Raw genomic sequence first — 11353 nt, 5'->3', positions numbered from 1 at the left:
AGTAACGGGTCTGGTGACCAAAGTGAACACCAGCCTTGAGCATGTCGCGCATTGAAACAGTTGCCATGATTACCTCTAAAGTTTGATTTGGGGTTGGGCCTCCATGTATCCCATACGACCGACCTCTTTCAAGGCACCCCGGCGTATGTGTCGATACATGTGTGTTTTAGTACACATAATGAGTTTTATGCGTTTCCTGCCAGCCAAACGTCGGTGACAGAGAATCGTCGGCGCGCTTTATACCACAATGCGCAGGAATACGCCAATAGTAGTTGAGCGCCGCAGGCGCAGACAATCGCCATTTGGCAGCCCTTTTGCTGGCTGCTAACATGACTGCCACAGAACTCATTATTGTCGAAAATTTCGACGATTGCGGATTAATTTAATGGCTATTTCAATTAAAACCCCTGAAGAAATCGAAAAAATGCGCGTGGCGGGCCGTCTTGCCGCTGAAGTGCTGGAGATGATTGCACCGCACGTGGTGCCTGGCGTCACCACCGGTGAACTGGATCGTCTCTGCCACGAACACATCACGCAGAAGCAGCAGGCGATTTCTGCCTGCCTCGGCTATCACGGCTTCCCGAAATCAGTGTGTATTTCGGTGAATGAAGTCGTATGTCACGGTATTCCGAGCGACGATCGCGTGCTGAAAGATGGCGACGTGGTGAACGTCGATGTCACGGTGATCAAAGATGAGTATCACGGCGATACCTCAAAAATGTTCATCGTCGGTAAAGCGACCATTCAGGGCGAGCGCCTGTGTCGCGTTACCCAGGAAAGTCTCTATATCGCGTTGCGTTTGGTGAAACCAGGTATTCGTCTGCGTGAGCTGGGCCGCGCGATTCAGCAGTATGTAGAAGCGCAAGATTTCTCCGTGGTGCGCGAATATTGCGGTCACGGCATCGGCAAAGGTTTCCATGAAGAGCCGCAGGTCCTGCATTACGACGCGGATGACAGCGGCGTGGTGTTGCAAGCGGGCATGACCTTCACCATCGAACCGATGGTCAATGCCGGTGATTACCGCATCCGCACCATGAAGGATGGCTGGACAGTGAAAACCAAAGATCGCAGCTTGTCCGCACAGTATGAGCATACTATTGTGGTGACAGAAAACGGCTGTGAGATTCTGACGCTGCGTGAAGACGACACCATTCCAGCGGTGCTCGAAAACGTCGCGTAATCATCTCGCTGACAGTACCAGGCCGGCTTATAGCTGGCCTTTTTTATGTGCGTAATGAAGAGGCATGTTGATGAGTGGTAGCGTGACCGAAGCAGTACACAAAGGCCTGACCGATTCCCCCGCCAGCTGGCCCGATGACGCCCTGACGCGCGACAAGCTCAAACAGTATCTCGAGCAGTTCCAGCAGCATCTGGGCACCGCATTTGATGCGGGCACCGATATCGAATCCCTGATTGATGCGCGCACGCTGTTTATCGACCGCTTATTGCGTCGCCTGTGGCGCTTCTTTGGTTTCGACCAGATGAAGGAGATCGCGCTGGTTGCCGTTGGCGGCTATGGTCGCGGCGAACTGCATCCGCTCTCCGATATTGATGTGCTGATCCTCAGCCGCCAGCCGCTGGATGACGCGGCCGCGCAGCGCACCAGCGAGCTGCTAACGCTGATGTGGGATTTGAAGCTGGAAGTCGGTCACAGCGTACGTACGCTGGAAGAGTGCCTGCTGGAAGGCTTATCCGATCTTACGGTCGCCACCAACCTGATCGAATCGCGCATGCTCACTGGCGATGTAGCGCTGTTTCTTGAACTGCAAAAGAACATCTTCAGCGATGGCTTCTGGCCGTCGTCACGCTTCTTCGCCGCCAAAATTGAAGAGCAGCAGGAGCGCCACCAGCGTTATCACGGCACCAGTTATAACCTCGAACCGGATATCAAAAGCAGCCCCGGCGGCCTGCGCGACATTCACACGCTGCAATGGGTGGCGCGCCGTCACTTTGGCGCCACCACCATGGATGAAATGGTCGGATTCGGCTTTATTACCGAAGCGGAACGCAATGAAATCAATGAGTGTCAGGAATTTTTGTGGCGCATTCGTTTTGCGCTGCACTTAACGCTGACACGTTATGACAACCGCCTGCTGTTCGATCGCCAGCTGACCGTCGCTCAGCGCCTCAACTATCTGGGCGAAGTCAACGAGCCGGTTGAGCGCATGATGAAGGACTTCTACCGCGTCACGCGCCGCATCGGCGAACTCAATCAGATGCTGCTGCAGCTGTTCGATGAAGCGATTCTGGCGCTGTCGACCACCGAAAAGCCGCGCAACATTGATGACGATTTCCAGATTCGCGGTGACCTGATCGACCTGCGCGATCTCACGCTGTTTGAGCGTGAGCCGCAAGCCATCCTGCGGATGTTCTACGTGATGGTGCGTAACGAAAACATCAAAGGCATCTACTCCACCACGCTGCGGCAGCTGCGCTATGCGCGTCGCCATCTTAAACAGCCGCTGTGCCAGATTCCTGAAGCGCGTGAAACCTTTATGGCGATTCTGCGCCATCCGGGTGCGGTAAAGCGCGCGCTGGTGCCGATGCATCGTCACAGCGTGTTGTGGGCGTATACGCCGCTGTGGGGCAACATCGTCGGCCAGATGCAGTTCGATCTGTTCCACGCTTACACGGTGGATGAGCACACCATTCGCGTGCTGCAAAAGCTGGAAAGTTTTGCCGACGAAGCCACGCGCCCGATGCATCCGCTGTGCGTTGAACTCTGGCCGCGCCTGCCGCAACCGGAACTTTTGCTGATGGCCGCGCTGCTGCACGATATCGCCAAAGGCCGCAACGGCGATCACTCAATTCTCGGCGCGCAGGATGCGCTCGACTTCGCCGAACTACACGGCCTCAATTCCCGCGAAACCCAGCTGGTTGCCTGGCTGGTTCGCCATCATTTATTGATGTCAGTGACCGCGCAGCGCCGCGACATTCAGGATCCGACTGTCATTCAGCAGTTCGCCGAAGTGATGCAGAACGAAAACCGTCTGCGCTATCTGGCGTGTCTGACGGTTTCCGATATCTGCGCCACCAATGAGAGCTTGTGGAACAGCTGGAAGCAGAGCCTGTTACGCGAGCTGTTCTTCGCCACCGAAAAACAGCTGCGCCGCGGCATGGAAAACAGCCCGGATCTGCGCGAACGCGTACGTCATCATCGCTTGCAAGCACTGGCGCTGCTGCGCATGGAAAACCTCGACGAAGAGCGTTTGCACCATATCTGGAGCCGTTGCCGCGCCGACTATTTCCTGCGCCACACGCCGAATCAGCTCGCCTGGCATGCGCGTCATTTGATTCACCACGATCTCAACAAACCGCTGGTGCTGGTCAGCCCGCAGGCCACACGCGGCGGTACCGAGATCTTTATCTGGAGCCCGGATCGTCCGCACCTGTTTGCCGCGGTGGCCGGCGAGTTGGATCGCCGCAATCTCAGCGTGCATGATGCGCAGATCTTTACCAGCCGCGATGGCATGGCAATGGACACCTTTATTGTGCTGGAGCCAGATGGCAGCCCGCTGGCCGCCGATCGCCATCCGCTGATCATTCAGGCGCTGGAACAAGCCATCACGCAAAACGAATGGGTGCCGCCGCGCACGCGCCGTCAGTCCGCGCGCCTCAAGCATTTCAGTGTCGATACCGAAGTCAATTTCCTGCCGACGCACACCGACCGCCGCAGCTATCTGGAATTGGTCGCGCTCGATCAGCCCGGCTTGCTGGCGCGCGTGGGTGAAGTGTTTGCCGATTTGGGCGTGTCGCTGCATGGCGCACGCATCAGTACGATTGGTGAACGGGTGGAAGATCTTTTCATCCTCGCCGATAGTGAGCGGCGTGCGCTTGGAGTGGAAATGCGCAATGTGTTGCAACAGAGGTTGACAGAGGCCCTTAATCCAAACGATAAACTGTGATCTACCCGTCATCATTCAAACCGCAAGGGCGTTGGCTTTCCTCGCTCGACCTGGTCACATACTGATGTATGCTCCCAGGCTCTCGCTGCGTCGCCGCCTTCCTGCAGCTTGAATGATTTAGGGTAGACATATTAATCATGTCCGAATTTACGGACATCCGTTATGACAGAATCAGGAAATAAATATGCAACAGTTACAGAGCGTTATCGAATCTGCCTTTGAGCGCCGCGCCGACATCACGCCATCTGGCGTAGACAGCGCGACCCGCGATGCTATCACCCAGGTTATCGGCCTGCTGGATAGCGGTGAACTGCGCGTGTCTGAAAAGATCAACGGTGAGTGGGTAACGCATCAGTGGCTGAAGAAAGCGGTGCTGTTGTCATTCCGCATCAACGACAACCAGGTCATGGAAGGTTCTGAAACCCGCTTCTACGACAAAGTGCCAATGAAGTTTGCGGGCTGGGATGAAGCACGTTTCAAAAACGCCGGTTTCCGCGTAGTGCCACCGGCTGCTGTGCGTCAGGGCGCATTCATCGCACGTAACACCGTGCTGATGCCTTCTTACGTCAACATCGGCGCTTACGTTGATGAAGGCACCATGGTTGATACCTGGGCGACCGTAGGTTCTTGCGCGCAGATCGGCAAAAACGTACACCTGTCAGGCGGCGTGGGCATCGGTGGCGTGCTGGAGCCGCTGCAGGCCAATCCAACCATCATCGAAGATAACTGCTTCATCGGCGCGCGCTCAGAAATCGTTGAAGGCGTGATTGTTGAAGAAGGTTCAGTGATCTCAATGGGCGTTTACATCGGCCAGAGCACCAAAATCTTTGACCGCGAAACCGGCGAAGTGCATTACGGTCGCGTACCGGCGGGTTCGGTAGTGGTTTCAGGCAACCTGCCATCAAAAGACGGTAGCTACAGCCTGTATTGCGCGGTGATCGTGAAGAAAGTTGACGCTAAAACCCTTAGCAAAACAGGTATTAACGAATTGCTGCGCAGCATCGACTAAGCTTTTCCTGCCTGTAAATCTTCCCGACGGGCCTGGCTACAGGCCCGTAATTATTTGTTTACACTCCCGCCTGAATTACCTGTTTCGCGCCGCGAATTAACACGTGCGTTTATTTTTCAAACAGTTCATAATCCGCGCCAAGTTAACTCCGGTCGCGCACTGTTCATCCCGGTTTTTGTGTCTACAGTTGATTAAGTATGCCGTAAGCGTTCCGGTTGCCGCGTTTCTGCTGCATCCCGAATGATGATGATAGTCCTGCGCGCTCACCCACTCTTAGATGGAATATAAACGCTATGTACGACAACCTGAAAAGCTTAGGTATCAGCTCTCCTGAAGACATCGACCGTTATAGCCTGCGTCAGGAAGCTAACAACGACATTCTTAAAATCTACTTCCGCAAAGACAAAGGTGAATTCTTCGCGAAAAGCGTGAAATTCAAATACCCACGCCAGCGCAAAACCGTCGTCGCCGATCACACCAGCCAGGGTTACAAAGAAGTGCAGGAAATCAGCCCGAACCTGCGTTACGTGATCGATGAGCTGGACCAGATTTGCCAGCGCGACCAGGTTGAAGTGGATCTGAAGCGTAAAATTCTGGCGGATCTGCGCCATCTGGAAAGCGTGGTCTCTAACAAGATCGCCGAGATCGAATCAGACCTCGATCAGCTGACCCGCAATAAATAATGGTTCGCTTTTGAAAACAGGCCAGCGAATGCTGGCCTTTTTTATGTCTACTGATAAGGCAACGAAAGCAGCCAGGTATCACGCTGTGCCTGCATCACCGCCCCGCTGTTTTGATCTTTCCATTGCGTCTGCCTGATCCACTGCTGATAACGCGGCTGCTGCAAACTGTTATCGGCCATTGAAAGCAAGGGAATGATGCGTTGGCTCACCCGATCGCGGTTTTTCCACGGCCAGACTTTACTGGCATCGCTGTACGGCGCCACCATGTCGAGCGCATCCAGCAATGAGCCGCTTTGCTGTTGCCTGCTATGCCACAAATCACCCAATCCTGCTTTACTGGCCAACTGCGCCAATGCCGTCAGCGCCTGCAGATTGAAGTTGCTGTAATGGAAGGATCGCGTGCGCGCTAACTCTGCGGGCTGGCTGCCATCGGCACGGATTTGCAGCGCAATTTTACTGCGCGCCAATTCCACCATCGCTTTAACCGTCTCACGATCGCCCAGATACCACGCAATTCCCGCCACCTGCGTGCAGTACCAACTGCCATGATTATTCGCCGCCGCCGCTTCTTGCAGCGCTAACGGATTGTGCCGTAGCCAGTGCAGATACTCGCTAAACCATAACTGCATCGCCTGCTGATCGGCTGGCTGCCAACCGGGCGCATTACGCAGCAAAGTTAGCGCATCCACCACGCGCGTGGCAAAGTAGCGTCCATCCAGCACGCCATCATGGCGACCTGCGGATCGGCCCGGAATACCCTGCGCAAAGTTTAGATTCGGATGCATGCGGCTGGTGGGATCGATAAACCAGTGGCGCATCATCGCCAGCGCTTTATCGGCATAACGTTGATCGCCAGAGACATACCAGGCCAGCGTCAGTGCCTGAAAATCAGCGGTAAAGCGCGCCAGCCGCACGCCATCACTTTGATCATTCTTACTGGCGGGATTCACTTCACCGTCGCGACGCTGCCACGGCAAGCCGTCGGCGCTGCTGGCATCCGGCCACCAATAGGCGCTCAGACTTAAATAATCCTGCTTCGAGCCGCTCGGCGGCAGCATACCTTTGTCAGTGACACTGGGATTGGGGTGTTTCAGCGCCTTATCCGCCTGCTGTTTTAGCTGATGCCAGGCGTCAAACGTGGGCGGCGCCGCCTGATGTTGTGCCAGCTGCTGCTTAACCCGCTGAAGATCGTTTAAAGAGAGAAAAGCCGGATCGTTAGCCACACCTAGCGCGCTATACAGCCACAGCAACGCAATCCACAAGTTCCTCATTAACTCTGCTCATCCAGTTGGAGCGCCACATACAGCAGCAAACGATCGTCAAAGTTGCCCAGATCGAGTCCGGTAAGCTCGGAAATTCGATTGAGGCGATACTCCAGCGTGTTGCGGTGAATAAACAGCGCGCGCGCCGTGGCGCTGGGTTGCACGTTATGGCTAAACCACGCCACCAATGTACGCCGCAGCAAACCATTGTTATCCATGCTTTTCAGCTTCGCCAGCGGGCGCGCCAGTTCGTTGGCCTGCCAGCCGCCGCGTAAACTGTCGAGCAGCACCGGCAGCACCAGATCCTGATAAAAATAGCTGCGCTGTTCCGGCATGCGCTGTTTGCCCACCATCATGGTGGTGCGCGCGGTACGGTACGAACGCGCGATGCTGCCGGGACCGGTAAAGTAGTTGCCGAGCGCGATACGCATCCGCACCTGTCCACTCTCTTTCATGCGTTGCAGCAGTTGATCCACGCGGCGGCGATGATCGTCCTGATCGTAGCGGCCATGCGCATTCAGTGCCGGTTTCAGCACCACCATTTCGGTGAGTGAAACAATCGCAATCAGGTTGTCGCGTTCCGGCGTGGTCAGCAGTGTTTGCAACTGCTGCAGCTCGGACATGGCACTATCGACGCCAAGCTGGCCGCTGTCCACTTCCACCACCGCTACCACGCGCGGTTGATTGAGATCGATGCCGAGCCGCTGCGCCCATTCGCTCAGCGCTGGCGATAAAGTTTCACTGCGCACCAGATTTAGCACCAGCTCTTCACGCAAGCGGCTGTCCTGCGCCAGCATATGCAGCAAACGCGCCTGTTCCAGCATCATTTCAGCGGTCATACACACCAGCTCGCCATAGTGACGCAGCGTTGCTGGCTGGCCGGTCAAACCGATCACGCCGACGATGTCGCCATCAATACGCAGCGGCAAATTGATGCCGGGACGTACGCCGTGCAGATGTTTTGCCACCGCTTCGTCGATGTCCACCACGCGGCCTTGTGACAGCACCAGTAGCGCGCCTTCGTGCAATTCGCCAATACGTTCACGATCGCCACTGCCGATGATGCGACCGCGCGCATCCATCACGTTGACATTGCTATCAATAATTTGCATGGTGCGGGCAACAATATCCTGAGCCAGTCGCGCATCGAGATGATAGGTGGCCATCAAACACTCCGGAGATAAGGACGAACAGACAGAATACGCATCCAATAAGGCGCTGACATTGTGCAACTGCACATAGCCGTGGGGATTATGCGGGATTTGCGGTAAGCGTCACATTCAGTACCGGACATTTGCACAGACACAAAAAAGGCGAGCCGAAGCTCGCCTGTTATCAACAACCTGAAACTTACTGCATCAGCAAATACAGGCTGCTGTCACCGCGCTGTACGTTCAGTGCCAGCACCGAAGGTTTGGTATCAAGCACCTTACGCAGCTCGCCAAGATTAGCCACGGCTTGCTGGTTCACGCCGAGAATCACGTCACCTTTCTTCAGACCGATACGTGCCGCTGCGCTGCCCGGCTTAACGCTATCGACACGCACGCCTTTCTGACCGTTAGTATCGATATTGCTGAGATCGGCACCTTCAATGCCGGTGTAAATAGTGGCGGACTGCACTTTATCCTGCGAGCTCTGCTGCAGTTCAACCGTGACATTCACTGGTTTGCCTTCGCGCAGCAGACCCAGCTGCAGTTTGGTGCCGACCGGCAGCGAGCCCACTTCGGCACGCAGCGCTGCAAAGCTGGTTAGCGCTTTACCGTTCATTGACACAACTACGTCACCGGCTTTCACGCCGGCTTTCGCCGCGGCGGAGTTCGGCAGCACCTGGCTAACAAAGGCGCCGCGCTGCGCATCGACTTTCATCGCTTTCGCCAGCTCGGAGTTCAGCTCGGTGCCCATAATACCCAGCTCGCCGCGTTTTACCTGGCCGTACTCGACCATCTGCGCAGTCAGGTTTTTCACCATTGAACTTGGGATCGCAAAGCCGATACCGATGTTACCGCCGTCCGGTGCCAGAATCGCGGTGTTAATCCCGATCAGCTCACCGTTAAGATTAACCAACGCGCCGCCGGAGTTACCCCGGTTGATCGCCGCATCGGTCTGGATGAAGTTTTCATAGTTTTCAACGTTTAGACCGCTACGGCCCAGCGCTGAAACAATCCCCGAGGTCACGGTTTCGCCGAGGCCGTACGGGTTACCGATCGCCACGGTGTAATCACCGACGCGCAGGTTGTCAGAGTCGGCAATTTTGATTGCGGTGAGGTTTTTTGCATCCTGCAGCTGAATTAGCGCGATATCTGACTGCGGATCTTTACCGATCACTTTGGCGTCGTAACGACGGCCATCGCTGAGCTGAACCTGAATTTTGGTCGCGTTATCCACCACGTGGTTGTTGGTCACCACATAGCCTTTATCCGCGTTAATCACCACGCCAGAACCGAGCGCACGGAACTGCTGTTTCTGCGCGTTAGCACCGCCATCCGCGCCGCCGCCGTCACCGCCCGCGCCATTTTGGCACATTGGCGAACTCTGGAACGGTGAACCGTCCTGACAGAACGGAGAATTATCACCAAAGAACTGCTGGAACTGCTGTGGCATACGCGGTGTTTTAACTGTCGTCGTGCCTTCCACGCTGATACTCACCACGGACGGCATGACTTTTTCCAGCATCGGTGCCAGGCTTGGCAACTGCTGGCTGGAAGAAGAAGCGGTCTCTGCGGCAAATACACTCACAGGGCTCAACGCCGTCGCGCCGAAACTCAGCGCCAACGCCAGCATAATTGTGTTTTTTTTCATTTATCTGTGTCTCTCTAAGAATTACGGCCAGACCATTGCTGTGGTCGTGATGATGAGATTAAGTTTTTAGCGCGAAGTTCCTAATAAAGTTTTAGGCAAAGGTAAAAAATTGTTCTTCGTCTTTACAATTCTGCGCTTATTCAACCGCCATTAAACGACGATATTCATCCCAGGCATAATTGTCCGTCATCCCGCTAATGTAGTCCTGAATCAGGCGCGCACGATAATAACGTTCCCACAACAGGCGCTGATATTTATGCTCAACAATTAATGAACGCATGTGTTGCTGATAGGCTTTGCGATGTTTGCCGGAAAGCTTATGAAACAGCCGGGTTTCAATTGGATGCTTTGCCAGAAAATCCTCCTTCATCAAGGTGGTAAATTGCTCGTAATCCAGCAACAGCAATGACTGATATATTTCGAGCAAACCTTTAATCACCCGATAACCCTGTAATTCCAGTTGTTCAACTTCCGGATGATTAAACACCTGCTGACGCGCCACCGTTTTAAACAGTTTCAGCAAGCGCCCTTCTTCGCCATCATCTTCCAGTAAGGCGTGATTAAAATCGCCTTCGAAAATAGCCGGTAAGTTGTCGATGAAACGCTTAACCGCATGGCTAACCAGCACGTTTTGCACGTTAACCCGCAATGACATAAAGAATTGATCGCTGATACTACGACGTTTTTTCTGATTAGCCTCTTTCCAGGCATCGCCGATTGTGCGGCTGAAAACATCGCCGGTTTTTACCGTGCCCCAGGCTTCGAGTAAATGCTTATACAGCGTTTCAACATGGAAGATATCTTTTTCTACAGCATCATCCAAATCGGCAATGCAATATGAGATATCGTCGGCGGCTTCCATTATCCAGGTGAGCGGAAAACGATGGTGCTCTTTTATATTCGTTGCCTCGCGTAACTCAGCCACATATTCACGCTCAGATAAATAGAAACCCGGTTTTTTCATTAATACGCTAAATTCAGCCGGTTTATCGCCTTGCCACCATGCGGGCGCGGTATATTTCAAAATACAGGCGACCTGCGCATAGCTGAGATTGAGTTGTAGCAGCGTGTGCACCAGGCGAATAGCCTGAGCGTTGCCTTCGAAATGGCATAAATCTTGACGAATCATTGCATTTAACTGGTCAAAAGCAGAGCGCTCTGCCTCATCGGCAACGCCCGCCACCAGCGGATCGACGAGCTCGGCAGGCAAATTATCATCGAACCAGTCATTGATCGCAGCTTCACCAAAGTGACCAAACGGCGGATTGCCGACATCGTGCAGCAAACAGGCCATCTCAATCAGGCTTTCGAAGGCACCTTCGAACTCATCCAGCCCATAATTCGCCAGCCCGCCGCCCTGCGTTTTCAGCGCTTGCAGAATCTCTTTGGTGATATATCGCCCGGTTTGCTGTACTTCCAGCGAGTGCGTCAAACGCGAACGCACCGCCGCGTTGCGCTCCAGCGGGAATACCTGGGTTTTCTGTTGCAGACGACGAATCGCGGCGGAGTTAATAATACGTCCGCGATCGCTTTCAAAGTGGCGGGTAATAAAGTATTCCCCTTCGGGATCTTTGCGGCTGGTATAAGGGCGGGTGAAACTGATCTTCTTCCTGAAATTAATCGCCGCCATAATTACCCCTTATTTTTTCGTGAATTCTTCCTCAATCAGCCATGTTAGACTATGCCTCACTTTTG

General features: G+C 54.3%; 9 protein-coding genes. 4 read left to right on the top strand and 5 right to left on the bottom strand.

Features of this window, described 5'->3' with window-relative positions:
- On the bottom strand, positions 1-67 hold a 67-nt coding region (locus RTM06_RS09715; RefSeq protein WP_250552873.1), incomplete at its 3' end, for a hypothetical protein.
- 318 nt (positions 68-385) lie between these two features.
- Between RTM06_RS09715 and map the strand changes: the two genes are divergently transcribed.
- The 4 genes from map to RTM06_RS09695 all read left to right on the top strand — a co-directional run bounded on the left by map (position 386) and on the right by RTM06_RS09695 (position 5597).
- On the top strand, positions 386-1180 hold the full coding sequence (map, locus tag RTM06_RS09710; RefSeq protein ID WP_008108487.1) for a type I methionyl aminopeptidase: 795 nt from the start codon (positions 386-388) through the stop codon (positions 1178-1180).
- 70 nt (positions 1181-1250) lie between these two features.
- On the top strand, positions 1251-3905 hold the full coding sequence (gene glnD, locus RTM06_RS09705; RefSeq protein WP_312181748.1) for a bifunctional uridylyltransferase/uridylyl-removing protein GlnD: 2655 nt from the start codon (positions 1251-1253) through the stop codon (positions 3903-3905).
- A 184-nt stretch (positions 3906-4089) separates the two neighbouring features.
- The gene (gene dapD / locus RTM06_RS09700; RefSeq protein WP_256695661.1) at positions 4090-4914 is read left to right on the top strand and encodes a 2,3,4,5-tetrahydropyridine-2,6-dicarboxylate N-succinyltransferase; all 825 of its coding nucleotides are present in this window, start codon (positions 4090-4092) and stop codon (positions 4912-4914) included.
- Positions 4915-5207: 293 nt separating this feature from the next.
- A complete protein-coding gene (locus tag RTM06_RS09695; protein ID WP_008108490.1) occupies positions 5208-5597 on the top strand; it encodes a DUF3461 family protein in 390 nt (129 codons plus the stop codon).
- 47 nt (positions 5598-5644) lie between these two features.
- On the opposite strand, the gene RTM06_RS09690 is transcribed toward RTM06_RS09695, so the two are convergent.
- The 4 genes from RTM06_RS09690 to dgt form a co-directional block, all read right to left on the bottom strand.
- Positions 5645-6868, bottom strand: a complete 1224-nt coding sequence (locus tag RTM06_RS09690; RefSeq protein WP_312181740.1) for an alginate lyase family protein — start codon at positions 6866-6868, stop codon at positions 5645-5647.
- A complete protein-coding gene (locus RTM06_RS09685) occupies positions 6868-8025 on the bottom strand; it encodes a CdaR family transcriptional regulator (RefSeq protein ID WP_061718082.1) in 1158 nt (385 codons plus the stop codon). Before RTM06_RS09685 ends, RTM06_RS09690 begins: the two co-directional genes overlap by 1 nt.
- 184 nt (positions 8026-8209) lie before the next feature.
- Positions 8210-9658 carry a serine endoprotease DegP gene (gene degP / locus RTM06_RS09680; RefSeq protein WP_008108493.1) on the bottom strand — a complete coding sequence of 483 codons (1449 nt, stop codon included), beginning with the start codon at positions 9656-9658 and terminating at the stop codon, positions 8210-8212.
- A gap of 136 nt (positions 9659-9794) precedes the next feature.
- Entirely contained in the window at positions 9795-11288 is a 1494-nt protein-coding gene (dgt, locus tag RTM06_RS09675; protein ID WP_312181737.1) for a dGTPase, read from the bottom strand.
- Positions 11289-11353: the final 65 nt, after the last annotated feature.

The sequence above is a fragment of the Pantoea sp. CTOTU46764 genome, assembly GCF_031974595.1.
Lineage (GTDB): Bacteria > Pseudomonadota > Gammaproteobacteria > Enterobacterales > Enterobacteriaceae > Pantoea > Pantoea trifolii.
The sequence above is the reverse complement of the archived record's forward strand: the minus strand, read 5'-3'. Positions and strand labels throughout refer to the sequence as shown.

What these genes read in the sequence shown, in the direction of transcription:
- map (WP_008108487.1), top strand. Translation starts at nt 386, where the DNA reads ATGGCTATTTCAATTAAAACCCCTGAAGAAATCGAAAAAATGCGCGTG.
- glnD (WP_312181748.1), top strand. Translation starts at nt 1,251, where the DNA reads ATGAGTGGTAGCGTGACCGAAGCAGTACACAAAGGCCTGACCGATTCC.
- dapD (WP_256695661.1), top strand. Translation starts at nt 4,090, where the DNA reads ATGCAACAGTTACAGAGCGTTATCGAATCTGCCTTTGAGCGCCGCGCC.
- RTM06_RS09695 (WP_008108490.1), top strand. Translation starts at nt 5,208, where the DNA reads ATGTACGACAACCTGAAAAGCTTAGGTATCAGCTCTCCTGAAGACATC.
- RTM06_RS09690 (WP_312181740.1), bottom strand. Translation starts at nt 6,868, where the DNA reads ATGAGGAACTTGTGGATTGCGTTGCTGTGGCTGTATAGCGCGCTAGGT.
- RTM06_RS09685 (WP_061718082.1), bottom strand. Translation starts at nt 8,025, where the DNA reads ATGGCCACCTATCATCTCGATGCGCGACTGGCTCAGGATATTGTTGCC.
- degP (WP_008108493.1), bottom strand. Translation starts at nt 9,658, where the DNA reads ATGAAAAAAAACACAATTATGCTGGCGTTGGCGCTGAGTTTCGGCGCG.
- dgt (WP_312181737.1), bottom strand. Translation starts at nt 11,288, where the DNA reads ATGGCGGCGATTAATTTCAGGAAGAAGATCAGTTTCACCCGCCCTTAT.